Source organism: Neomesorhizobium albiziae, assembly GCF_900114255.1.
Taxonomy (GTDB): domain Bacteria; phylum Pseudomonadota; class Alphaproteobacteria; order Rhizobiales; family Rhizobiaceae; genus Neomesorhizobium; species Neomesorhizobium albiziae.
Window position 1 is genome coordinate 37735 of the sequence record NZ_FOSL01000025.1, and the last position, 24856, is coordinate 62590.

General features: G+C 61.1%; 22 protein-coding genes and 3 pseudogenes. 12 read left to right on the forward strand and 13 right to left on the reverse strand.

What is annotated here, in order from left to right:
* Window positions 1–256 precede the first annotated feature (256 nt).
* The 5 genes from F3H98_RS25565 to F3H98_RS25585 all read left to right on the forward strand — a co-directional run bounded on the left by F3H98_RS25565 (window position 257) and on the right by F3H98_RS25585 (window position 6897).
* Complete coding sequence (locus F3H98_RS25565) at window positions 257–4228, forward strand: PAS domain-containing protein (RefSeq protein ID WP_188130558.1); 3972 nt, start codon at window positions 257–259, stop codon at window positions 4226–4228.
* On the forward strand, window positions 4225–4599 hold the full coding sequence (locus tag F3H98_RS25570) for a response regulator (RefSeq protein ID WP_149763164.1): 375 nt from the start codon (window positions 4225–4227) through the stop codon (window positions 4597–4599). The genes F3H98_RS25565 and F3H98_RS25570 overlap by 4 nt, the downstream gene beginning before the upstream one ends.
* Window positions 4600–4691: 92 nt before the next feature.
* Window positions 4692–5309, forward strand: coding sequence for a response regulator transcription factor (locus tag F3H98_RS25575; protein WP_149763193.1), 618 nt, complete (start codon window positions 4692–4694; stop codon window positions 5307–5309).
* Between the two features lie 684 nt (window positions 5310–5993).
* A complete protein-coding gene (locus F3H98_RS25580) occupies window positions 5994–6317 on the forward strand; it encodes a hypothetical protein (protein ID WP_244621900.1) in 324 nt (107 codons plus the stop codon).
* Window positions 6318–6369: 52 nt separating this feature from the next.
* Window positions 6370–6897 (forward strand): sensor histidine kinase, encoded by a 528-nt coding sequence (locus F3H98_RS25585; protein ID WP_244621894.1) that lies wholly within the window; start codon window positions 6370–6372, stop codon window positions 6895–6897.
* Between the two features lie 311 nt (window positions 6898–7208).
* Here the strand turns inward: F3H98_RS25585 and F3H98_RS25590 are convergent.
* A pseudogene (locus tag F3H98_RS25590) lies at window positions 7209–7320 on the reverse strand.
* 239 nt (window positions 7321–7559) lie between these two features.
* Here F3H98_RS25590 and F3H98_RS25595 point away from each other — a divergent pair.
* Complete coding sequence (locus F3H98_RS25595) at window positions 7560–8327, forward strand: ATP-binding protein (RefSeq protein WP_244621895.1); 768 nt, start codon at window positions 7560–7562, stop codon at window positions 8325–8327.
* 433 nt (window positions 8328–8760) lie between these two features.
* On the opposite strand, the pseudogene F3H98_RS31900 reads toward F3H98_RS25595, so the two are convergent.
* From F3H98_RS31900 to F3H98_RS25610, 3 genes and pseudogenes are all read right to left on the reverse strand, one after another.
* A pseudogene (locus F3H98_RS31900) lies at window positions 8761–8935 on the reverse strand (IS5/IS1182 family transposase); the annotation flags it as partial.
* Between the two features lie 126 nt (window positions 8936–9061).
* Window positions 9062–9595 carry a hypothetical protein gene (locus F3H98_RS25605; RefSeq protein ID WP_149763168.1) on the reverse strand — a complete coding sequence of 178 codons (534 nt, stop codon included), beginning with the start codon at window positions 9593–9595 and terminating at the stop codon, window positions 9062–9064.
* Between the two features lie 100 nt (window positions 9596–9695).
* Complete coding sequence (locus F3H98_RS25610) at window positions 9696–10640, reverse strand: NADP-dependent oxidoreductase (protein ID WP_149763194.1); 945 nt, start codon at window positions 10638–10640, stop codon at window positions 9696–9698.
* Between the two features lie 440 nt (window positions 10641–11080).
* Here F3H98_RS25610 and F3H98_RS25615 point away from each other — a divergent pair, with 440 nt between their 5' ends.
* From F3H98_RS25615 to F3H98_RS25630, 4 genes are read left to right on the forward strand one after another with little or no spacing between them, the layout of a single operon-like run.
* The gene (locus F3H98_RS25615; protein ID WP_149763169.1) at window positions 11081–11536 is read left to right on the forward strand and encodes a (2Fe-2S)-binding protein; all 456 of its coding nucleotides are present in this window, start codon (window positions 11081–11083) and stop codon (window positions 11534–11536) included.
* Window positions 11537–11548: 12 nt separating this feature from the next.
* Window positions 11549–13750, forward strand: coding sequence for a xanthine dehydrogenase family protein molybdopterin-binding subunit (locus tag F3H98_RS25620; RefSeq protein WP_149763170.1), 2202 nt, complete (start codon window positions 11549–11551; stop codon window positions 13748–13750).
* Window positions 13751–13764: 14 nt separating this feature from the next.
* On the forward strand, window positions 13765–14370 hold the full coding sequence (locus F3H98_RS25625; RefSeq protein ID WP_149763171.1) for a sulfite oxidase-like oxidoreductase: 606 nt from the start codon (window positions 13765–13767) through the stop codon (window positions 14368–14370).
* Window positions 14371–14377: 7 nt separating this feature from the next.
* A complete protein-coding gene (locus tag F3H98_RS25630; protein ID WP_149763172.1) occupies window positions 14378–15133 on the forward strand; it encodes an FAD-binding oxidoreductase in 756 nt (251 codons plus the stop codon).
* A gap of 51 nt (window positions 15134–15184) precedes the next feature.
* Here the strand turns inward: F3H98_RS25630 and F3H98_RS31905 are convergent.
* The 9 genes and pseudogenes from F3H98_RS31905 to F3H98_RS25675 form a co-directional block, all read right to left on the reverse strand.
* A pseudogene (locus tag F3H98_RS31905) lies at window positions 15185–15364 on the reverse strand (hypothetical protein); the annotation flags it as partial.
* On the reverse strand, window positions 15328–15816 hold the full coding sequence (dps, locus tag F3H98_RS25640) for a DNA starvation/stationary phase protection protein Dps (RefSeq protein ID WP_149763174.1): 489 nt from the start codon (window positions 15814–15816) through the stop codon (window positions 15328–15330). The gene dps and the pseudogene F3H98_RS31905, both read right to left, overlap by 37 nt.
* Window positions 15817–15870: 54 nt before the next feature.
* Window positions 15871–16527, reverse strand: a complete 657-nt coding sequence (locus F3H98_RS25645) for a VOC family protein (protein ID WP_425294872.1) — start codon at window positions 16525–16527, stop codon at window positions 15871–15873.
* A 38-nt stretch (window positions 16528–16565) separates the two neighbouring features.
* Window positions 16566–16976, reverse strand: coding sequence for a cupin domain-containing protein (locus F3H98_RS25650; RefSeq protein ID WP_149763175.1), 411 nt, complete (start codon window positions 16974–16976; stop codon window positions 16566–16568).
* Window positions 16977–17012: 36 nt separating this feature from the next.
* Window positions 17013–17465, reverse strand: a complete 453-nt coding sequence (locus F3H98_RS25655; protein ID WP_149763176.1) for a carboxymuconolactone decarboxylase family protein — start codon at window positions 17463–17465, stop codon at window positions 17013–17015.
* Between the two features lie 28 nt (window positions 17466–17493).
* On the reverse strand, window positions 17494–17928 hold the full coding sequence (locus tag F3H98_RS25660) for a cupin domain-containing protein (protein ID WP_210249708.1): 435 nt from the start codon (window positions 17926–17928) through the stop codon (window positions 17494–17496).
* A 26-nt stretch (window positions 17929–17954) separates the two neighbouring features.
* Entirely contained in the window at window positions 17955–19244 is a 1290-nt protein-coding gene (locus F3H98_RS25665) for an epoxide hydrolase family protein (protein ID WP_149763177.1), read from the reverse strand.
* A gap of 53 nt (window positions 19245–19297) precedes the next feature.
* Window positions 19298–20575 (reverse strand): epoxide hydrolase family protein, encoded by a 1278-nt coding sequence (locus tag F3H98_RS25670; RefSeq protein WP_149763178.1) that lies wholly within the window; start codon window positions 20573–20575, stop codon window positions 19298–19300.
* Between the two features lie 633 nt (window positions 20576–21208).
* On the reverse strand, window positions 21209–21643 hold the full coding sequence (locus F3H98_RS25675; protein ID WP_342211636.1) for an NADPH-dependent FMN reductase: 435 nt from the start codon (window positions 21641–21643) through the stop codon (window positions 21209–21211).
* Window positions 21644–21984: 341 nt separating this feature from the next.
* Here F3H98_RS25675 and F3H98_RS25680 point away from each other — a divergent pair, with 341 nt between their 5' ends.
* Window positions 21985–23598: an MFS transporter gene (locus tag F3H98_RS25680; protein ID WP_244621897.1), complete on the forward strand. Its 1614-nt coding sequence runs from the start codon at window positions 21985–21987 to the stop codon at window positions 23596–23598.
* Window positions 23595–24668, forward strand: coding sequence for an HlyD family secretion protein (locus tag F3H98_RS25685; protein ID WP_149763179.1), 1074 nt, complete (start codon window positions 23595–23597; stop codon window positions 24666–24668). The genes F3H98_RS25680 and F3H98_RS25685 overlap by 4 nt, the downstream gene beginning before the upstream one ends.
* Window positions 24669–24856 lie beyond the last annotated feature (188 nt).

Below are 24856 nucleotides of genomic sequence, written 5' to 3' on the forward strand. Positions count from 1 at the left end.
TCGAATTCACCGGCCGCCAGCGAACCGCCCGCGCTCGATAGGATCATGCCCTCTGTCTGCCGGATGTGTTCGGACAGGGCACATTGATCGACTGTCAGAGGAGCCAAATCTATTGCACGATGGTATCGGCAATACTTTTGTCTTGGCGGAACGGCTGACACGTATCCACCGCCCAAACCGACACCAAGGCACAATAGACGTTTACGTTGGCCCGGCGCATCCTCACGCGCGCGCAGATACACGTGAAAGGATGGCAATGGAGATCGATCCCGGCCGCGTCCTGGACTCTCTGCCGGCCATGGTGTGGACGGCGCGGCCTGATGGGCATATCGACTTCGCCAATCGACGCTGGTCCGACTACACTGGTCTCAGCGCGGACGAAGCCCACGGCTGGGAGTGGCAGGCTGCGGTAAATCCGCAGGACCTGCCCACTGTACTCGAACGCTGGCGGTCGATTCTGGCGTCCGGCGAGCCCGGCGAGATGGAGGCGCGCGTCCGACGCTTCGACGGGCAGTATCGTTGGTTTCTAGTCCAATGCAACCCGTTGCACGGCGATGCAGGACATATCATCAAGTGGTGCGGTGTGGCGACGGACGTCGAGGACTCTCGGCGGGCTGAAGACACCCTGCGCGCGCGCGACGTAGAGGCTCGCGTGGTTCTGGACAACATCCCGACCCTGGTCTCACTTTTGACGCCGACCGGTACGCCGGAACTGATCAATCGCCAAATCCTGGACTATACGGGAAAGACGGAAGAGGATTTGGAGAGATGGAGCGGGAGCGACCTCGTTCATCCTGATGATCGTCCGCACGCGGTCGAAAGCTTCAAGAAAGGCATCAATTCCGGCGACCCATTCGACATCGTATACCGTATGCGTCGATTCGATGGTGCATATCGTTGGTTCGAGGCTCGGCATCGTCCGTTGAAGGATGCCGACGGGCGTGTTGTCCGGTGGTGCGTCTCGGTCAATGACATCGACGAGCGCAAACGCGCCGAGGAGGCGTTGCGTGAAAGCGAACGTTACGCCAAGTCGATCGTGGACAGCATACCCGGCATGATCGCGGCCTTTACGCCCGATGGTGAGCTGGAATTCGTCAACCGCCAAGTTATCGAGTTCTTTGGCAAAACCTTTGAGGAGCTAAAGCGCTGGGAGACCAGCGACATGACCCACCCTGAGGATTTGTCGCGCGCCGTCGAATACTTCACGCAATCAATCGCGTCGGGTGAACCCTTCGAGGACGAAGTCCGCGCTCGACGTTTCGATGGTGTCTACCGCTGGTTTCAGTCTCGCGGATTTCCGCTCCGGGATGCGAACGGGCGCATCGTGCGCTGGTACAACCTGCTTATCGACATTGACGAGCGCAAACGCGCCGAAGAGGCTCTCACGGCACGCGAGCGAAACCTCAACGAGATCATCAACACGATTCCTGTGCTGGCATGGTCTGCCCGCCCAGATGGTTCCGCCGAATTCTTCAACCAGCACTATCTTCACTATGTGGGCGCCTCGATCGGCCAATCAAAGGATTGGTTACCGGCAACTGCGCTGTCCGAGTACTGGGACCTGACAGCAGCGGTCCATCCAGCCGACGTAGACGGACTTACTGCTGCTTGGGAGGCCATTTTAGCATCCGGGCAATCGGGGGAGGCGGAGGCACGCCTCCGCCGTTTCGACGGCATATATCGATGGTTTCTAGTTCGTGCCAATCCGCTGCGCGACGAAGCTGGGAATATCATCAAATGGTACGGAGTCAGCATCGATATTGACGACCGGAAACGCGCCGAGGAAGCGCTCCGCGAGAGCGAGCGCAATTTCAAACTCATCATCAATACCATTCCCGGACTTGTGTGGTCGGCCCGCCCGGACGGTTCAGCCGAATTCTTCAACCAGCACTATCTCGACTATGTCGGGCTCTCAGCCGATCAGGCGCAGGGCTGGGGCTGGGCGGTGACGGTTCATCCGGACGACCTCGGCGGGCTGACTGCCACTTGGCAGGCTATCATGGCTTCGGGAAAGCCGGGAGAGGCCGAAGCTCGGCTGCGCCACCTTGATGGCGCGTATAGGTGGCTTCTATTCCGTGCCAGCCCATTGCGCGATGCATCCGGAAACATCGTCAAATGGTACGGGGTCAATACCGACATCGATGACCGCAAGCGGGCCGAAGAGGCCCTGCGCGAAAGCGAACGCAATCTCAAGGTCATGATCGACACGATTCCCGCGCTTGTGTGGGCGGCCAGTCCTGAAAGCACGACCGAATTCGTCAGCCACCACTACCTCGATTACCTCGGGCTTCCTCCTGAACGGCCACAAGACTGGCGCTGGGCAAACTATGTACATCCCGACGACCTCGCCGGGCTGACAAGCTGGTGGCGGGCCGGCCTAGCGTCCGGAAAGCCAGGGGAAGCGGAAGCGCGGGTGCGACGGTCTGATGGCGAGTATCGGTGGCTGCTGTTACGGGTCAATCCGCTGCGGGATGAGCACGGCAACATCGTCAAATGGTACGGCGTGGACACGGATATCGACGACCGCAAACGCGCGGAGACGGACCTCGCCCGAGAGAAGCATCTGCTGGAGATGATTGCGTCCGGCAGTCCGCTTCGCGATGTTCTCGGTGCGTTGTGCGAGATGGTCGAAGAGGCTGGCCCGGGCTGCTATTGCGACGTCCACCCGATCGATTGGAGCGGACCAAGCATCGAATATAGCGTGGCGCCCTCGCTTCCTGCCAGTTACACCGATCCCATTGCTGGGCTGTCTCTTAACGGCGACGCATTGCCCTGCGCGATAGCAGTGCGTCAGAAGGTTCAGGTTGTTGCGGAGGATATGGATACGGACCCGCGCTGGCGTCACTCCTCTGTTCGAACCCACGTTCTGGAACACGGACTGAGATCGGTCTGGAGCACGCCAATTTATGCAAAGGATGGACGCGTCCTTGGCACCCTTTGCCTCTATCAGCGTCAGCCTGCGAGCCCGTCGCCGCAGCATCAAAGTCTCATCGCGCATGCGGCGCACCTTGCGAGCATCGCCATCGAACGTTCGCGGACTGAAGCAGCGCTTAGGCGTAGTGAAACGATGCTTGCTGAGGGCCAACAGCTCAGTTCGACCGGCAGTTTCTCTTGGCGTGTAGACACCGACGAGGTCGCCTTTTCGGAAGAACTCTGTCGTATCTTCGAGTTTGACTCGAATGCGGTCGTAACCCTTGAGCAGGTTCTTGCGCGCGTCCACCCCGAAGACGTTCCGCTCCTGTCCGAGCAGATGGCTCGGGTTCGGGCGGGCCACGGCTATCTTGGTTACGAGATCCGGCTGCGAATGCCAGATGACCGGGTGAAATACCTGCGCACATTCGGTCGTGTGGTCCGTCACCAGGATGGCCGGGTCGAATGCCTCGCTGCGGTCCAGGATGTGACAGAGCGTCGAGTCGCGGACGAGGCACTCAACAAGGCCCGTTCCGAACTCGCACATGTTGCCAGGGTCACGAGCCTCGGAGCGTTGACCGCCTCGATCGCGCACGAAGTCAACCAGCCGTTATCGGGTATCATCACCAATGCCAGCACGTGCTTGCGCATGCTGGCCGCCAATCCGCCCAACATTGATGTCGCGCAGGAAACCGCACGTCGCACCATCCGCGACGGGAATCGTGCGGCCGACGTGATCGCGCGCTTACGCGCTCTCTTCAGTAAGAGGACACCCAGGATCGAGCCGATCGACCTGAATGAAGCGGCGCGAGAGGTAATTGCCCTCTTCTGGGGCGACCTGCAGAGAAGCCGAGTGGTTCTGCACACCGAACTCGCCGACGGGCTTCCGCTGGTCGGCGGCGATCGAATCCAACTCCAACAAGTGATCATAAACCTACTCCGCAATGGTGCGGATGCGATGAGCGGCGTCAACAATCGCCCGAGACGGTTGCTGATCAGCACTGACCTAGATGAAGATCATCAGATACGCCTCAGCATACAAGACACCGGCATCGGTTTCGGGCCTGACGGCATAGAGCGACTTTTTGAAGCGTTCTACACAACGAAAAATGACGGCATGGGGATAGGGCTGTCTGTAAGCCGCTCCATAATCGAGCAACATCACGGCCGACTGTGGGCTGTCGCCAATGATGGCTCGGGAGCCACATTCTCCTTTTCCATTCCCGAATACATCAGGGAGGAGAATCCTCTCCACGAGACTGGAATCCTTGGGGAACTGGTCGAGAGCAAATCCGAGAATTCAGCGGGGATTTCATGAATGTTACAGTTCCACTCGTGTCGGTGGTCGATGACGACGAGTCCGTACGCGAGTCGTTACCCGACCTGCTCAGGGCTTTCGGCTTCAGCGCCAAGGCTTTCGCGTCGGCGGAGGAGTTTCTGGCGTCCGATATTGTCGGTAGGACCAGATGCCTGATCCTCGACGTTTCCATGCCGGGCATGACAGGACCCGATCTGCAGCGGGAACTCGAGCGTCGGGGCCTTCCGATTCCGATCGTCTTCATCACTGCGCACCGAGACGACACCGTGCGGCCGCGCTTGCTCGCGCAGGGCGCGGTGGAGTGCCTGTTCAAGCCGTTCAGCGAAGCGGCCCTTCAGGAGGCGATCAACATAGCGCTCAGTGAGCCCTAGGCGTCATGCCACTTTGTGGCCATCACATGGAGATAGGAGCAATGACTACGGATCTGGCGACTGCCCAAGGCGATGAAGCGAGGTCGGCATCCATGTCGGACGAAACACCCGTCGTTTTCGTCGTCGACGATGATGTTTCCGTGCGCGAGTCCCTCGAATTGCTGATCAGTACCGCAGGCTGGCAGCCGAAAACGTTCGAGTCAGCCCAGGAATTCCTCTTGTGTCCGCGAGCGCTGGTTCCGAACTGCCTGATCCTCGACGTCAATCTTCCGGATCTTAGCGGACTCGATCTGCAGCGATTCATCTCCGTCGAGCGCACTGATATGCCGATCATCTTCGTCACGGGCTACGGCGACGTGCCGATGACGGTGAAGGCGATGAAGGCCGGCGCCGTCGAGTTCCTGACGAAGCCCTTCAGTGACGAGGTACTGCTGACCGCCATCGAGCAGGCGCTGGAGCGTAGCAAGAATTTGCTTGCTCTAGACTCTGAAATCCATGCGCTGCGAGATCGCTACGCATTACTCAGCCGTCGGGAGCACGAAGTGATGGCGCTGGTGGTCTCCGGTCTACTGAACAAGCAGGTCGGCTTCGAACTCGGTATAAGCGAGATCACCGTGAAGGCACACCGCGGTCAGGTGATGCGTAAGATGAAGGCTGGCTCTCTGCCGGACCTAGTCAACATGGCGGCAAAGCTCGGCATCGCGCACTAGCTCGGGGTGCGGCGGGTCTAGCTCATCCAATAGCCGGCTTCCGACGGACAGCAGATCTGGAATTTGAGCGCTTCGGCCGACAAAGCGCCGTTCTCAGCTAACCGACTCCAAAGCATCGGCATTATCCTCGCAACAGATTGGTCGCGCAATCCGATGCTAAAGTATCGGAGACACCATCGTACAATAGATTCGTATCGGCTCCTGAATAAAATCTGTGCATGACCTCCGATCATGCAGTCGTGGCTCGATAGAAAGGATTCGCGTCATGAAACTATTCTCAACCCTTCCGCCACTTCTTTCAGCGCTTCGTGAACTTGTTGCGCCCCGATATCGGCCGGAGCTCCACTACATGCGGGGTCCCGGACCGGCCTACGCGCGCAGCGCGGTCATGCTGAATACGAGACGCACGTTGCCGAGACCGCGTGCCGAACGTCAATGACAACGCAGTGCTTCGGCGAAGCGATGGGCACCCCAGAGCGTGCCATTCGCAGCCGTAAATTAACACGCGCGCATCGGCGTTCGCCGATCGCCGGAGAGCGCCGGTGCCAGTGCAGGAGTTTTGACATGAAACCGAAGCACGCAGTCGACTGCAACTTTGACCCGCTCGGCCGCTGCCATACCAAATGCGTCGATGGTAGCAGGCTCGCGCGCAGCAAGGCCTTCGCGGGCATAAAGCTGCTGGCCATGGGTATTGCCTTTTTGGTGGGCGCACATGTGTTCCTGATAACACCGAAGGCGCGAGCGCATGACGCATTGCCAACCGCGGCGCAGCCGCAGGGATGGTCTTATCCCTTCTCCTGTTGCTCCGGCTACGATTGCAGGGAAGTCGCAGACAACGCCATCGGAGAGCGCCCGGAAGGCTACGTCATCGAGGGTACGGGTGAAGTAATTACCTATGCGGACAGCCGGATCAAGAACAGTCCCGATGGCGTGTTTCATTGGTGTTCGGTGGCCGGAGCGAATGACGGGCACACCGTCTGCCTGTTTGTACCGCCGCGAGGGTTCTGATTCTCACAACAGTTCACCCGCACGCCATGTTGCTGTCTCCCGGATCGCGTCCATGATGAAACCTGCAAATGACGGCCCCAACGTGCGGCTGGCACTCAAAAGCGACAGCACCGATGAGGCATCCAGCGTGTTGGCCTGCCTGGCCGAGATTGAGGTTCTGATCAAAGGCACCTGGGCGCCCAACATCCGTTTCGATCTGCACGCGAGCCCGGACCTGCCAATCGTGACATACAGTCGTGCAGATCTGCAAAGTTCCATTATGAACCTGCTGTTCAATGCGCGCGACGCAATGCCGAAGGGCGGCGTGATCTCACTCACCGCTGCTCTTTTTTATGAGGGGCAGGCCGCGCCGAATGTTGAGCTAGGTGTAGCAGACAACGGCGTCGGCATGACCAGGGATACGCTGCTCCGTGCCACCGATCCTTTTTTCACCACAAAGACGACCGGATTAGGCGGCCATGGCTTGCCAATGGTGATGAGCTTCGTCCATGGGGCAGGAGGACGCCTTTACATCGAAAGCCAACAGGGCGTCGGCACGACCGTGACCTTGCGATTGCCCATTTCCGAGTCGGAGGCTTAGCACTGGCCGGCTTCGCTGCAGCTGCCGAAAGCCGATAGCGCTCCAAGTGCCTATCTGTTCGGTATTTGGCCGGGGCATCCGTCCATCAGTATCTCCTCGCGATGAATCTGCCCGGACAGGTCTTCTTGACCATGATGCGGCGGGTGAAGCACCGCGTTGCCCGACTTGACAAGCGTGGCTACTGGCTCCGGGAAGGACTGTACGACCATTGGCTGTTAGCCCATCTAGAGCCAATGGATTGATGTCGCGGACGACTCCGAACCGACCGCTTGAAATCTGAGTAGTCGGGCGACGAGTGACTAGTCTAGTCGTGCGCGATACGGGAATCGAACCCGTACGAGGCCTTTCGCCACACCCGATGGAAACACTCTACTATGAGTGCTTCGGCGTCGGATCCGTCTTCCAATGTTGCGGCAATCGCGCGATCCAAACGCTAACCGAAATCTGCCGTTACACAACCGATGCAAAAGTATCGAGGATACCATCGTCCAATAGATTTGCCTGCTCCTTTGACCAATTCTGTTCATCCAGCGGATATAAGAAGCGGACAGGAAATCGCGTCAGGCACTCGGTCAGATCGACGGTCAGTGGCTTCGCCTTCTCCGTCAGCCCTGCGAACGTTTCCGGAAATGTTCTTCCGGCGACTCAGATGGAGAGAGGACATGATCGAACGACAGCCTCGGACATCCCGATATCGTAGTGTAGTCGAGAACATTGCTGCGCCGTCAGGCACCGATCCGCGAGTACTGCTCGCCTCGATCGTCCACGATTTCAACAATTTCCTCACCCCGATCGTCACGATCCTGGAGGACCTGCAAAGTCAGAAGGTCGGCACGTCGAGACAGTGCAGTCGCATCGACACAGCAATATTCTGCGCGTTTCGCGCCAAGATGCTGGCGAGACAGCTGCTCGATTTTGCTACCCCCCAGAAACTCCGGCCGGCGGCGGTGGATATAAGCCAGCTTCTGGAGTCCCTGGGGCCGGTTCTCAACAGCGTGTTGCCGACCGATATCATTCTCCAGTTCGATGTTGCCGACCATCTTCCACGTGCTGTCATCGACCGACAGCATATGGAGCGGGCATTGCTCAATCTGGTGCTCAACGCCCGCGATGCGATGCCGGACGGCGGGGAGGTCGTCATCGCCGCCGCCATCGGCCGACAGCCTGGTAGCAGTTCCGAGTTGCGCGAACCTATGATCCGCCTGTCGGTGGCCGATACAGGTAGCGGTATGAGCCCCGCGACGCTCCGAAGTGCGGGAATGCCCTACTTCTCGACCAGAAGTGACGGAACAGGCCTCGGCCTGGCGATGCTGAGCCAGCTGATGAAAAGTCAAGGTGGTGGGCTGTCGATCACAAGCACCCCATGCCAAGGAACTGCGATCGACCTGTGGCTGCCGGCGATGCCGCCTTCCATTTCCGGATTGCGTTGACGATCGAACGGAAATCGGGCCATGAAACTGCGAGCTCTCACCTCACGGATGGGACCGGCGTTTTTCGTATTCGTTTGGGCGCGCTGCGCTGGCGTAGTGTCTCGCTCGACCATCTGGCTGCATTTGTTCCGTCGGAGTTGCGTGACGTTGTGGGCGATCGACGAAATCGGAGCGTCAGTGATCGGGGAGGCGATGAGCGGTGGGCGTGTCCAATGCTGAAACAACGAGATACGGCAAGTCGGCCGATACGGTCGCGCGACTTGCTCCAGTAGAGATGTAGGAGCAGCAGAGTGCCTCGCGCGCCCGCCGCTTCTGTGCGGCTCGCCATGCGGCAAGTTCCGCCGGCATTCGACCTCGCCGCTCGCGAAGGGCTGATGAACCCGCAAAATCGAGGTGTCTATCGATTCGTTACAGGACAGCCGCATCATGCGCCAGCGGCGTGCGCGTCTATGCCGCGATTCCAAAACACCGACCGTCCCCAGCGAACGGAGCGGGTGTAGCAGGTAGTGTTCGGTCCATGGCGCCCCGTCTTAAGACCCAGAAGATGCCGTTGAAGAAAACACGACGGTCGTTCACCCGGCAGCACGCCATGCAGCTTGTCTTAGCATCGGCTTGATGACAGCCGGTCGGTAAGTTCATAGCGCATGTTCAAGGCTCGTTGAGGACTTGGATCATAGGTCTACGGCCGATCCGAGAAGCCTTAGGCATCGCACCCGCCCGTGCGCTGCTCACGGTCAGGTGATAGCTCTCAAATCGGCAATCACCTTCGCGGCCAGTTTCTCCGATAGACGCCACAACTCCAGTTCGCTTTCAAATAGATCGGCAACCTGCCCACCATCCAGTTTGTCGTAAATCCCCTCGTGGGCTCCCCTGATCGTGGTCAAGATGGCTTGGACTAGACCGACAAAAGTCACTAGCTCCACACAAACAGGACCAAGAAGGCCGATATTGCCCAAATTCGCGTGGTAGATCGACAGGATTTCCATTCTCCCGTCCTGTTCGCTTAGCCACTCCCGAACGGCGTTTTCGTTTCCCGCCCTCGCGGCGTCGGCCGCCGCTTGGCACCGGCCGGGCATGTCCCGTCTGTTGACGATCCTCTGGAACGCCTCGATTTCAGCAGCCAGCGCTTGAGCCAAAGACTTTCGTCGCACAGCGAGATCCGCCTCGAGAGTCCGGATTTGCGCAAAGTAGCCGATGCCGCCGCCTACCAACGCGCCGATCAGGCCGGAGAGAAGTGGGATTAGGGCCGTCCAGTCGAAGTCGACCAAGCTTACTCCTCCAGGCGGGTGGAGACACCCCAGCTCATATCACGTCGACGCGCTTATGGAGCTGAGCAGGAATCATCCCACGGACTCCGACGTGCATCGCTTAGTTTGTCCCGACGGCAAGCACGATCTTTCCCTTCGGCCGAGGCCGTAGGCCTTCGAGCATCAGATGGGCCTCGCGTGCATCCGCCAGGGGCAGGACCGCACCGACACGAGTCTTGAGCTCTCCACGGTCAATCAGGGTCGCGATCTCCGCCAGATACTGGCTAGTGACCTTGACCAGAAAGAAGGCGGCTTCGACGCCGTGGTTCTGCGCAAGATGCTGATCGGGATGGGACACCGCCGAAACCAACTTGCCGCCTCTGCGGAGAACCTGAAACGAACGCTTTTGTGTTTCGCCACCGACCAGATCGATGACAGCGTCAGCATCATTTACCACTTCCTCAAAGCGCTGGACCTGGAAATCGATCACGGTGTCGGCGCCGAGCTCCCGCACATAGGATATATCTTGTGTTGCAGCAGTCGCGAAGGTTCGTAGACCCGCGCGGCGGGCCAGCTGAACCGCATACGCGCCGACGCTTCCCGCCGCCCCATGAACAAGCACTGTTTGGCCAGCTTCTAGCTGGGCTTGATCAAACAGCGCCTGCCAGGCCGTCACGGCAATGACCGAAACAGAGGCAGCTTCGATGTGCGTCAGCGAGGCTGGCTTCCTAGCGATCATCGCTGGTGAAGCGAGAGCAAATTCGGCATATGCCCCGATAAACCGGGGACTCGCAGCACCAGCAGCGCCATAAACCTGATCTCCCGCACGCAGGTCAGAAACCCCAGATCCCACCGCGACGATTTCACCGGACATATCCGATCCCAAGGTAAGGGGAAGCGGTTGCGGCAAAACGCTCCTTCCGGCCCTGATCCAGCCGTCCCATGGCCCAACCCCGGCGGCTTCAACCTTGACAAGGACCTCACCAGGGCCGGGGTCGGGCCGCGGGATTCGCTCGAATCTCATGACGTCCGGGGGCCCAAACTCATGCACGCGCCAGGCCATCATCGAGGGGGGCGGCTGATTCACGTTGGCTTCACGAACTGTGCTGCTGGGAATCATCGCGTGCTCCTCGCGCAAACGAGCCGGCCATTTTTTCGCAAGGCTTCGCGCCGACTGAAGGGGCGCAACGATTGCTTGCCTCGACCAGCTTGCCAGAGGAGTTCCGCCGAATCGATAGTGCAATGGTCTCGCCAATACTTTGGTATTGGCGAGAAACGTCCACTCTCGGCCATGAATAGTTCGAAGTGCCTGTTGCTCCAGCAATACAAAAGTATCGGCGACACCATCGTGCAATAGATTTGGCGCTGCAGTCAGCCGATCTTGTGCGCCTGACAAGGCGAGATCCCCAAGCGGTGGGCAAGAACCAGCCCGGCTCGCCTCGACAATTTGGAGATGCAGCGCCCGTGGATAACAGGGGCGCTCGCCACCAGGCAGGAGAGGGCGCCATGACGTTCACGATCAAAGTCAATGGTCAGACGCATAACGTGGATGTCGACGACGACACCCCTTTGTTGTGGGTGCTGCGCGACGTGCTCGGTATGACCGGCACGAAATTCGGCTGCGGCCTGGCGCTCTGCGGTGCCTGCACGGTGCATGTCGACGGAGTCGCTACCCGTTCCTGCGTCACGCCCATCGACAGCGTTGGAACCTCCGCGATCACGACGATCGAGGCAATCGGCACGACGTCGGCGGGTGCAAGGATCCAGAAGGCCTGGCTCGATCAGGAGGTCGTCCAGTGCGGCTACTGCCAGTCGGGTCAGATCATGTCTGCTGTGGAACTCCTCGCCAACAACTCCAATCCCTCAGATTCCGACATTGACGATGCAATGTCGGGCAACATCTGCCGCTGCGGGACCTACATCCGCATCCGCGAGGCCATCAAGCACGCAGCGGCGAGCTGAGAGGAGGGTACCATGACGATCGATCATCAGGCCTCCCTGGCTTCCGGTCGAGATGAACGACGATCAGTGAACACTCTCTCCCGGCGCAGCTTTCTCCGGTCCGGCGCCGCCGCGGGCGGAGGCTTGATTCTGAGCCTCAGCCTGCCGTTTGCAACCCACGCGGCCGAAGCGGCCGACGACGTCTTCGCGCCAAACGCCTTCATCCGCATCGGTAGCGACGGCAAGATCGTCCTGATCATGCCTTACGTCGAAATGGGCCAGGGCACCTACACGTCGATACCTATGTTGATCGCCGAAGAACTGGAGGTGGACCTCCAACAGGTCTGGCTGGAACATGCCCCGCCCAACGAAAGGCTCTACGTCAATCCACTCCTTGGTGTTCAGAGGACCGGCAACTCGAACGCAGTTCGCGGCGCATGGCAGCCGCTGCGCCAGGCCGGTGCGGCAGCGAGGATCATGCTCGTGGCCGCAGCGGCGAAACGCTGGAATGTCGATGCGGCGACCTGCCGCGCAGAACGTGGCGAGGTCGTCCACGCGCCGACCGGCAGACGCCTAGGCTATGGCGGGCTTGCCGGCGATGCGGCCCGCATGCCCGTTCCCGAAAACGTCGCTCTCAAGCGACCGCGGGACTTCAAGCTCATTGGCACGCCTGCCAAACGTCTCGACACGCCCACAAAGGTGAACGGAACCGCAGTCTTCGGCATCGATGTTCGGCCGCCAGGCGTGAAGATTGCGACGCTCGCGCAATCGCCGGTGTTCGGCGGCCGGGTCAAGCGCGTCGACGATGTCGCAGCCAAGGCTGTCAATGGTGTCCGCCGGATCGTGCAGCTCGACGATGCCGTCGCCGTCGTGGCGGATCACATGGGCGCGGCGAAGAAGGGGCTCGAGGCACTGGTGATCGAATGGGATGACGGGCCGCATGCCGAGCTCACTACGGAGGCGATCGCCGGCGAACTCGAACAGGCGACGCTCAGGTCCGGAGCTGTCGCGGAGAATGTCGGCAACGTTGAGGGTGCGATAGCGAGCGCCTCTACCAAGGTCGAGGCGACCTATCAGCTTCCGTTCCTCGCACATGCGACGATGGAGCCGATGAACTGCACTGCCCATGTGCGCAAGGAGGGCTGTGAAATCTGGGTCGGCACCCAGGCCCTTGCGTCGGCCCAAAGCGCCGCGGCGGAAGCTTGCGGCCTGCCATTGGACAAGGTCGTCGTGCACAACCACCTGATCGGTGGCGGTTTCGGCCGCAGGCTCGAGGTGGATTGGGTCGTTCGCGCCGTCGAGATTGCCAAGCACGTCGGCGGTCCCGTCAAGGTCGTTTGGACGCGTGAGGAAGACGTCCAGCATGACATGTACCGGCCCATGTTCTTGCACCGGCTGTCCGCCGGCCTCGACCCAAGAGGAATGCCGGTCGCGTGGAACCATCACTATGCCGGCTCGTCAGTGGTCGCGAGAGCGCTGCCGGTCGCGTTCAACAATGGCCTCGATCCGGACACGACCGAAGGCGCCATCGACCTAGTCTACGACCTCCCCAATCTTCACGTCGAGTATGTGCGCGTCGAGCCGCCGGGTATTCCTACCGCGTTCTGGCGCAGTGTGGGGCCGTCGCGCAATGTCTTCGTGACCGAAAGCTTCATGGACGAGCTGGCGGCGACCGCGAACCAGGACCCGGTCGCCTACCGACTCGCGCTGCTCCACAAGACGCCCCGAGCCAAGGCCGTGCTCGAGCTTGCCGCCGAAAAGGCCGGCTGGGGAGAGAAGCTGCCGCCGGGGATGGGCCGGGGCATCTCCATCCAGAACGCGTTTGCGACCTACATGGCCCAAGTCGCCGAAGTCGAGGTGGCGCAGGACGGCGCGGTCCGCGTCCAGCGCGTCGTGTGCGCGGTCGATTGCGGCATCGTCGTCAATCCCGACACAGTCGCGGCACAGATCCAGGGCGGAGTCATGTTCGGCGTCACAGCCGCGCTCTACGGCAACATCACCGTCAAGAACGGTCGTGTCGAGCAGACGAACTTCGACAGCTACCAGATCCTGCGCATGAACGAGGCGCCGAGGGTCGAGGTGCATATCGTGCAGAGCCAGGAGTTGCCGGGCGGAATTGGCGAGGCAGGGACTTCGTGCATCGCCCCCGCTGTTGCCAACGCGATTTTTGCCGCCACGGGCAAGCGCCTGAGAAAACTGCCCATCGACACCGCGGCCTTGAAGCGGCCACTCTAAAAGGAGATAGGATTGTGATCACCCGCGGTTTTCTACGGAGATCCACTGATTCCGGTCAGTTGATCCGGCTTCCTCCCGGTCAACATGTCGTCGCGGACTTCCCGGTGCTGTCGGCCGGGCCGACGCCGCGCATCAAGACCGGGGACTGGTCGTTCGCGCTAAAGGACGGCGTGAGGCCGGTGAAGAGCTGGAGCTGGGCCGAATTCAACGCGCTGCCGCAGACCAAGATGACGCGCGACATCCATTGTGTGACGACATGGTCGAAGTTCGACACCGCCTGGGAAGGCGTACTGGTGGATGACATACTGGCCGACGCCGGCATCGAGCCGCCTACCGGTTTTACACTCGCCCATTCCTATGACGGCTACACGACCAACGTGCCGACCGCCGACCTCGTGGTCGGCAAAGCAATGGTCGCCACGCGTTACGAAGGCAAGCCGATCCCGCCCGACCATGGCGGGCCGGCGCGGCTGCTGGTGCCACATCTCTATTTCTGGAAATCGGCCAAGTGGATCAACGGCTTGCAGTTCACCAAAAAGGACGAACTCGGTTTCTGGGAGCTGCGCGGCTATCACCGTTATGGCGATCCGTGGCGGGAACAGCGCTACACGAACGATTGACACGCCCATGAACTGGCAGAACGCGATCATTACGCGTATCGAGACGCAGTCGCTACGCGTGAAAAGCTTCTTCTTTCGTCTCCCGGAGCCCTTTTTGTTCCGGCCCGGTCAGCACGTTTTGCTTCGGCTGACCGCACCGGACGGCTATCGCGCCCAACGCAGCTACTCGATCGCTTCCGCGCCCAATGCTGGTGAAGAGCTCGAACTCGCGATTGAGAGGTTTGACGACGGCGAGGTTTCACCCTTCATGCATGACATCGCACAGGTGGACGATGAAATTGAGATCGGCGGCCCTGTCGGTGGACATTTCAACTGGACCCCTGAGGATGGCGGCCCAGTGCTGTTCATTGGCGGCGGCTCGGGCGTAGCGCCCTTCATGTCGATGCTGCGCCACCGAGCAGCGATTGTATCGCGAGTCCCTGTGGTTTTGGTGTTCTCGGCGCGGTTGCGCGAGGATCTACTGTTCTTTGACGAACTTTCGAAATTGGCGGCTTCAGGCGACGGCTTCAGCCTGATGGTGGCACTGACACGTGAGGCCGGAGCGCATCCATTCCGGGCTGGTCGCATCGATGCCGAATTCATCGCGGGCATCGTCGGAGCCATGAGGATGCGTGTGCGCCAGGTGATGATCTGCGGCTCACATCCGTTCGTCGAGGCGGCGGCCGAGGGAACGATCACGGCCGGAATAGATCCGGCCATAATCAAGACCGAACGCTACGGAGCGACCGGCTTGCAAGCGGAGGTTCGTGACTTGCCTGCGTAACAGACCGGCGGTGGCAACCTGGTACAACAGCGGCTGCAACAGATGGTAGTTGCGGCGGTCGATGACGATCACGTCGACGTCCGTCTTCTTCCGCCCGATCACCGCGTCGATGCCGCCGAACCCGGCCCCGATAATGACGACGCGCGGCCTCCGCGCGGTTCGGATTGATCGCTTAGCACCTTTCGGTCCGGCGCTCACTCTTCCTCCTGCGTGTGCGCCTCCAGGAACCATAGCAGCTTATCGAGCGAGCGCGAGTAGGCGGTGAAGATGTCCGCGGTGTTGGCGTCGCCCGCCTCGCCGCTTCCGTCGATCGCGGCGCGCGCCAGCTTCGCCGCCTGTGCATAGCGATCGATGAGTGCGGCCAGATGGTCCTTCGTCTTGGAAATGTCGGTCGGGTATGGCTTCAGCGAGGTCGCTTTCGCGATCACTTGCGACGTGCCTTCCGCGATGCCGCCGAGCTGCACCGCGCGCTCCGCGATCGTGTCGACGTGACCGTCGACCTCCGTGTGGAACGCGTCGAGCATCTCGTGGATGGCAATGAACTGCGCACCTTTGACGTTCCAGTGAGCCTGTTTGGTGAGCAAGGCGAGGTCGGTCGCGTCGGCGAGCCGGGCGTTCAGAAGTGCGATCGATGCCCTCCTGGCATTGGAGTCCAGATCGTTCCTGGTGGCGATGGCGTCCATTGTGGTTTCCTCAAACTGGGTTGGCTGGCAACTCGATCACGCGGTGGCTGGCGCTCACCAGGGCAGCGGCTTGCCGGCCTGCTCCGCCACCATGTGCTCGGCATACCAACCCGGCCAGTTTTCGTCCCGCTGGCCGCCGTTCCGCTTCTCGTGCTCGCCGTGAGCGGCCGATGCGCGCCGCATCGCGTTCGCCAGATCAGAGGCGGAGGCGAAACTCGTCGTGTTCGAGTCGATGCGGCCCGGGAAGCGGGTGGTTATCTCCTGCAGCAGCCAGGTGTTGCCGTCCGGATCCTTGAACGTGGCGTAGGTGTGGTAGCTGCGCTGCTCCGGATCAGGACCGGGCACAGGCGGATGCCCGGGACCTGCGACGTGGAAGATTTCGCTCACATCGACGCCGCGGCTCACGAGCTCGGCGCGCGCCGCGTCGATATCGGAGATGACGAGAAAGAGCCCGCTCGCCGAGCCAGGCGCGGCCGGTGTCACCCCCTTGCCGAAGTGAATCGAGGCAGGCGAGCCCGGAGGCGTGAACTGCACGCCCCGGAAGGCATCTCCGACGATGAAGTCGGCGTCGAGCCTCCAGCCCAGACTGCTGTAAAAGCGCTTGGCGCGATCGACGTCCGAGACGGGGATGGCTGTCACCTCGAACTTCAGGTCGACAGGGCGCGCATTCTCGATTGCAGCTTCGCTGCGCGCTTCAATCATGGTGGTCATGTCGGTCTCCTTGGGCTGATGTTGGTGCGTAGGATTGCTCACTTACCCAACACTGCAAGCGGCTTGCCTTTTTCGACGATGTAGGTGGCGAGCTCCGTCGCGTTGCCGCTGCCGACGTTTTTCACCTCGTGATATGTTCCGTTCGGGATGAACAGCACCTCGCCGGCCGCGACGATCACTGGCGGCCTGCCGTCAAGGCGATACTCGAGCGCGCCTTCGAGGACATAGACGAGCTCTTCGCCAGGATGGTTGTGCCTCGCAGCCGTCACTCCCGCCGGGATATCGACGCGCACTTGGACGACCTCGCGCCCCGGGACGCTCAGGTCTTCCTTCATGAGATGGGTGCGCTGGATATCACCCAGACGCGCTTCGTCGGATTCCGCAGCATGCAGAGGCGGGCTGGTCGCGGCGATAAGGGCCGCTAGCGCGATGATCCGTGTCGCTTTCATGTGGTCCTCCAGTCTCTCACGGTGCGGGTCCAGTGATCAGGCGGCGAGCGCCATGGGTGTCGTACGGAAGCTGATCGCCACTCGGTTGTAGGCATTCATCAGGCCGATCGTGATCGTCAGGTCGACCAGCTGCTTCTCGCCAAAGGCCGCCGCCGCAGCCGCGTAGGCGTCGTCCGGCACACCCCGGTCGCCGAGGCGCGTCACGACTTCCGCCCATGCGAGCGCTGCCCTTTCCTCGTCGTCGAAGATTTGGCCGGCCTCTGGCCACACGGAGACGAGCACAAGGTGCTCGACAGGCAATCCCCCCTTGAGGAGGTCGCGGGAGTGCGAGTCGATGCAGTAGGCGCATCCGTTGATCTGCGACACGCGCAGGAAAACGAGATCGACTAGCCGCGACGCGAGCCCTGACTGGCGCACATATGTGTAGACGGCGCCGAGCGCCTTCATCCCGACCGGCGATGCCGCGTTGTAGTTCATCCGCTGAGACATGACTTGTGTATCCTTTCGTGCGGGTTCCTCATCGAGGCTCGGGGATCACCAGTTGCTCGTCGGGCCCATCCACGACGAGCACGGCAAGCAGGCGCGCCGGCTCGGTGTCACTCGCATTTTCGCTCACCCGATGATGGGAGCCGGGGTTCTCGAACCACGCCTCACCGGCGCGGTAGACGCGGGCCGGCTCGTCACCGACCTGGCTCCGGATCGCGCCCGAGACGACATAGGCATAGATGAACGCAGAGCTGGGGTGATGGTGCGCGGCCGAGCTCGCCCCAGGCTCGTAGTCGACGACGTGGGCGACCAGGCGCTTACCTGGCAGATGCGGAATTGGCTTGTCCGCCGCGACGGTGACGGTTTCCCCGGGTGCGGTGTCGTGCGCTTGCGCCATATCCAGCGCCAGGCTGCTCCCGACGAAGAATGCCACTCCGGTGACGGACATCGATAGAGTCGTTTTCATGTGGGGATCCTTTCGTCCTTGCGGTATCAGTCTGCTGGCCGAAGCGACCTGAAGGCAGCGCGCACCTCGGCCGAGAAGAGTTCCGGCTCCTCCCAGGCGGCGAAATGACCTCCCTTATCGACCTCGTTGAAATACGCGAGCTTGGGGTAGACCGCCTCGACCCAGCTGCGCGGGGAGGCCCAGATCTCGCCGGGGAACGTCGTGAAGCCGACAGGCACCGTGACCGCCGGAGGAGCCTCGCCGCTTGCAAGCGCTGCGGCCAGTGCTCGTCCGTCCTCCCAGTACGACCGGGCCGCCGACGCTGCGGTGCCAGTCAGCCAGTACAGCGTGATATTGTCGACGATGGTATCCCGGGTGAGATTGCCCACGGGCTTGCCGTCGACGAATGCGCGGGAGATCTTGTAGTAGCTGTCTGTGTCGTGATCGAGCATCCAGGCCGCCAGCGCGACGGGTGAATCCAGCATGGCGTAGCTGATCGTCTGGGGCCGCGTTGCCATCTCGAGGAAGTAGCCGAAGCCGTCGTCCCTGAACCTTGCGAACGCCTCGGCTGCTGCGCGTTCCTGTTTGGATTCCTTGGGCAGTTTATCGCCGATTGCGAGCACCGCCGTGAGCAGGTTCAAGTGGTAGCCAACTAAACCCTCGACCCCCAGGCGGCCCATCAGGTCAGTGACGAGGGCACCCACGTCGCCGCCTTGGGCGACGTAGCGCGTGTAGCCGAGGCGGTTCATCAGCTCCGCCCACGCGCGTGCGGTGCGGCTGGCGTCCCAACCGAGCTCGGTCGGCTCGCCGGAGAAGCCGTAGCCAGGCAAGGATGGCAGCACGAGGTGGAATGCATCCTCGGCGTTGCCGCCGTGCGCGGTCGGGTCGGTCAGGGGACCGACAGTTTCGAGGAGCTCGACAACCGAGCCGGGCCAGCCATGGGTCATGATCAGCGGCAGCGCGTTCTCATGCCGGGACCTGACATGGATGAAGTGGATGTCCACGCCGTCGATTTCAGTGACGAACTGGGGCAGGGCGTTTAGCCGGGCTTCGAGCCGCCCGAACTCGTAGTCGGTTGCCCAGTAGCGGGCGAGTTCCCGGATCGTCGCGTACTGGACACCCTGCGAACGGTCGGCGACAAGCTCCTTGGTGGGCCAGCGCGTCGACGCGATGCGCCGGCGCAGGTCATCGACTGCGGCTTGCGGGACTTTTACGGTGAAGGGCCGGATCGAGCGATCTGCGGCCGCCGCAGCAGGCTGCTCGGGCAACAGGCCAACAGCGCCTGCGGCTGCTAAGGTGGCTAGAACGTCTCGTCGGGTTGGTGCCGTTCCGTTCATGACATTCTCCTTCGTTTGACGATAGTGACGCGCGGTGAGAGCGCGCTTCAGATTCAGGTGGATTTGCGCAGCTGTCTGAAAGCGGTGCGCAACTCGGCGGCGAGGAGTTCAGGCTGTTCCCAGGCCGCGAAGTGCCCGCCCCGGTCGACTTCGTTGAAGTAGATCAGATTCCGATAGGCGCGGCGGGCCCATGTCTCGGGCGCGCGATAGACCTCTCCCGGAAAGACCGTTATGGCGACCGGGAGCGAAATCTCCGCGGTTTTCTGCGCCGCGGAGAGAAGAACGCTTTGACCGCTTGTCTCCCAGTAGATCCGTGCTGCCGAGGTCGCGGTGTTTGTCAGCCAGTACAGAGTGATGTTGTCCAGCACGTCGTCTCTGTTGAGCAGGCGCTCGGGCTCGCCGTTGTTGTAATCAAGTATCCAAGCGGCAAGCCCCACCGGAGTGTCGGCAAGGGCGTAGCCGATTGCCTGCGGTCGCGTGCCCATGATTGCGCCGTAGGCCCTGTACTTCTTGAAAAACGTTGCGAGCGAATCGAACGCCGCGCGTTCCTTCTCGGAGAGCCCAGCGGGCGCAGGCGCCCCGCCGGCGAGCGCCATCGCCACATCTTGCGGCACCGTCGCCGGCAAGTTGATATGGATACCGAGTAACCCTGGCGGGTTTCGGCGCGCCATGGCGCTCGAAACCGGCGAGCCCCAGTCACCGCCTTGGGCGACGTAGCGGGTGTAGCCCAGGCGGTTCATCAGCACCGTCCAGGCTCGGGCGATGCGGTTGGGATTCCAGCCGGTGTCGTTTGGCTTGCCCGAGAAGCCAAAGCCGGGCATCGACGGGATCACCAGATGAAACGCATCGGCTGCGTTCGCGCCATGTGCCGTGGGATTCGTCAGTGGATCGATGATCTTCAACTGCTCGATGATCGAGCCCGGCCATCCGTGCGTGACGATGAGCGGCAGCGCGTTCTCATGTTTCGAGCGAACATGGATGAAGTGGATGTCGAGCCCGTCGATCTCAGTGATAAATTGCGGAAGGGCGTTCAGTTTCGACTCTGCCTTGCGCCAGTCGTATTCGGTCTCCCAGTAGCGCACGATCTCCTGCAGGTTCGCGAGCTGGATGCCTTGCGAGCGGTCATGCACCGGTTCCGGATCGGGCCAGCGCGTCGCTGCAATGCGCCGACGGAGCTCGTCGAGCTCCGCTTGAGGGATCTTGACCGTAAAGGGGTGGATCGCGTCGCTGCCGGCGGCGCGCAGCGTCTTTGGGAGGAGGCTGAGTGCTACGGTGGTCGTTGCGGCGGCGAGGAGTTCGCGTCGAGTTGGCGTTAGCGACATTACTGACATGCGGGACCTCCTCTGCCTCGATCCAGATGGATGTGACCTACAGATCGGCTGTCAGCGGTGGCAAATCTATTGCACGATGGTATCGCCAATACTTTCGTGTTGGCTTTGGTGAAGTAACGATCCAATCCGAAACCAAGCAGCGATGGGCGCGTGGACGAGTTCGCGGCAGACGTAAGCTGTCAGCTGCCGGGCAGATGGCATTTCGCCGTAACGGCGCCAGGCCATTCACTCTGAAGTACGGAGCGTTCAGGACGCGGAGCGGGCCGTTTGGCCGAAAGCGTGACGCTTGGATCAATCATTTGAATATGTCCGGCCGCTATGAGCGAACTGATCGGCGTGTTTCCCGCCGACGCCAGGCCACTGCCGGATGCGCCGGCCTACATCGTCGGAGGCTCAAACTCAAGCGGAAGACATATTGCGCTCGAGTTGTCATCTGACATCGCCTTCATTGGCGCCTTCAAGCGCTCACCAAGGTGCGGCTGGTGTGTGAGTTCGAATGTTTCTGGCCGACGTCGGCATGGCTGAGACACGCCGTCACCCACCGGACGTAGGCGTCGAGGAAATTGGTGAGAAATTCTCGTGTCCTCTCATCTGCCAGCGCGCCACTCTTATCGAAGATGTCGCTTGCGTGGCTCAGGTAGGCTTCAATTGCTGCATGGCCAGCACGTTCAGGAAAACGAACATCTGGCGGAGGTGGTGATTGGCGCCAAATCCGCCGATTGCGCCAGGCGAAGCCGTGACCACGCCACCTGGCTTTCCGTCCCACACGCTCGCCCCATATGGACGGGAGCCGACGTCAATCGCGTTCTTGAGCGCCCCCGGAACGGACCGGTTGTACTCTGGCGTCACGAAGAGAACGGCGTCTGCCGCTTCGATGCGTTCGCGGAATTCCTGCCACTCCGGCGGCGCGTTCTCCTCGATGTCTTCATTGTAGAATGGCAGATCAGCGATCCCGACAATCTCCATGCTGAGGACATCGGGGCGCAGCCGGACAAGCAGCTCGGCTATCTTGCGATTAAGCGAACCGGCGCGGAGGCTTCCCACCAGAACAGCGATTTTGAGGGGCATGGTTGATCTCCTATCGATAGCGAGTGTTCCGGGGAAGGGAACTAACTCCACCGTGTCCATAGAGTGCGATACAGGAATCGGTTCTCAACAGAGACAAATCTATTGCCTGATAGTATCGGCGATACCATCGGATCGGTTATTGCTGGGTAGCGGAATATCGAAATTTGAGTGCCCGGCGTTCACCGAAACGACGAGCCGCCGCGAGGTGGGCGGGGCAAATATCGGCTTCAGGCCAACGCGCTGCGCTCGAGGTCTCCGCTGACGACAGTTGCCACGTCAACCAATCCCAAAGTATCGGCGACACCTTCATACAATAGACTTCATGCGGCTGGCCGGTAGCATTGGAGATCGCCAGTACGAAGAAACGATGCGGCCGCTTCACCATCATGACGACGCCGAACCCACTAACGCCAAGCAAGATTCTGTTTCTTGCCACCGGCCTGGCCGGACCACTGCTCATTAGCCTGTCGGCACAGTTCGCCTCGACCAATATCGCCGACGTCCAAGGCGGCGTCTTTTCTACGCCCGACGAGGCTTCGTGGATCTTGACGGTTTACACGATGGCCAGTTTTGCAGGGATCGTCGCCTCGGGCCCTCTAATTCGATTTCTAAGCATCGGCCGATACCTCGTGGTGAGCGCCACTACCTTCGCCACGACCGCATTTGCCTGCGCCACAGCCCCCGAATTGCAGGTGATGGTTGCGCTACGCACAATCCAGGGATTTGCGGCGGGCGGTTTCGGTCCCGCGGCATTCGTAGCCGTCTTCACGGTTACGGGCGGGGCCCATCTTCCGTTCGGCGTGACCTTACTTGCCTTCGTGCTTCTGTTCCCTGGCTCGCTAGGACCGGTCATTGCGGGCTTTGCCGAAAACAGCCTTGGCTGGCAGATGCTGTTCCTGATCCAGGCCGGGCTCGGCGCGATGTTGGCGCTCGCGGCCTACGCCTGGGTCCCACATCAGCAACGTCCGGATTGGTCGGCCCTCAAGATCGATTGGATCGCCGTCACCGTGCTCTCGCTTGCTTTGGCGACGCTCACGCTCGTCCTTAGTCAGGGCACGCGGCGTTTCTGGTTCGAGAACGAAACGATCCTTTGGTGCACCGCAGCTTCGATTGCCGCCTGGACCGGGTTCGCATTTCTGGTGAGGTTCTCGCCGTTGCCCATCATATCGCCCAAGCTGCTGGTCACTCGAAAATTCGGCATCCCGATCGCACTAAACTTGGTGCTTCGCATCAGCCTGGTCGTGACATCCTATCTCGTTCCGCAGTTTCTTACGGTAGTTCAAGGCTATCGGCCCCTGGAGATCGCTGAACTGATGCTGTGGGCGGCAATCCCGCAGCTGATCGCATTGCCGCTGGTCTGGCAGCTCATGCATCGTTTCGACATGCGCACAGTCATGGCGCTCGGCTTTGCGCTGTGCGCCGCCGGGGCCGCGTTGGCGCTTGACGGCACCGCACTCTTCGCCGCCGATCAATTCCGTCTGACGCTCGTGATCTTCTCGATAGGCCAACTGCTGTTTCTTGTGCCGGCCATGGTCGTCGGCACGTCCATGCTAAAACCTGCAGACCTTCCGACAGCGTCCCTTGCTTTCAACGCAACGACGCTCGGAGGCACCACACTTGGCGTCGGCTTGCTGTCGCATTTCGCGACCGAGCGCGAAAAGTTTCACTCCAACGTCATTACCGAGAATGTTTCGCTCTACCACACGCTCGATGCTGATCGTCTGGCGACCGTCGCCGGCACGTTCGCGAACCGACTTGTCAACGACAACGACACGGCAGCCCGCGCAGTCGCTCTGCTGGCCTCGACTGCACGACGGGAGGCTTGGGTATTGGCGTTCAACGACGCATTCCTTCTTGTTGTTGCCATTCTTTTAATCGGCGCGGTCGGGATCCTCGCGATCGGCCACTCGCCGCCCTTGCGGCCGCTGAGCGGTGGCGGAGGAGCGCGACCATGAAGCTGCTGAGCGCTGCATTGAGCAGTCTTCTCGTAACCGGCGCCGTGTTTGTTGCGGCGGCAACTTCGTTACAGCCGGGACGATGGCTCACGGTTTTGCGTTCGACTTCGACCGACAATGCCTACGTGCGCGGTGATGTCACGCCAATCAGTCCGAAGGTCGGCGGCTACATCATCGAGGTCGCCGTGAGTGATAACCAGGCGGTGAAAGCTGGGGACATCCTGTTCCGGATTGATGACCGCGACTATCGCGCTCGCGTTGGCCAAGCTGCCGCCGGAGTGGCCATGCAGCGCGCCCTGCTCGCCAATCTATCGAGCCGGATCGACTTGCAGCGCGCTGTTATTGAACAGGCAATCGCCGCTCTACAAGGCGCCGAAGCCGACGCCAACCGCGCCGCGCGCGATTTCGAACGTGCTCAGAAACTGACCACAGGGGGTTGGGCCTCGCAGTCAATAAGCGACCAAATGGAAGCCGACCATCTACGGGCGCGCGCGAAGATCGCCGAATTCCAGGCAAACCTGGCTGCGGCGCGGCTGCAGATGCAGGTGCTCGAGACCCAGCGCCCGCAGATCGAGGCCGACATCGCCGCCGCGACGGCGGCTCTTGAGCTGGCCGACATCGAACTTGAAAGTACGGTCGTGCGGTCGCCCGCTGACGGTTGGCTGAGTGAACGCCAGGCCAGGGTCGGGCAATATGTCCGCGCAGGTACTCTGCTGGTTGCGGTCGTGCCCCGAAATTTCTGGGTCATAGCCAACTTCAAGGAAACGCAGATTGCGGGGCTGCGGGCTGGAGACTGCATGGCCGTCTCGATCGACGCGATCCCCGGGAGAGAATTCAAGGGACGCGTCGAGAGCCTGTCGCCGGCCAGCGGAGCGCAGTTCGCGCTGCTGCCGCCAGACAACGCAACCGGTAACTTCACCCGCATCGTCCAGCGCATACCGGTCAAGATCACCTTCGATCCAGGGCAATCGGACCTCGATCGCCTGAGGCCCGGCATGTCGGCTCTGGTGGTTCTGTCCTGCGGAACCCAAGACCTGACAATGGCGCGAGTTGGTGCTTCCAAGCGCTAAGGCTGCTCCTCGAGGGAACGTTTGGTCGCCAACAATGGCTGCCTCGGTCGGCACTTGCCGTGAATATACCTCCCGCCGGACCGCCCGCTGGTCATCCAAGCCGATGCGAAAGTATCGCCAACACCTTCGTGCAATAGCATTGTGGCAGCTGTTGTTACATCTGTTGCAGGGGCTGAACATCCGCCTTG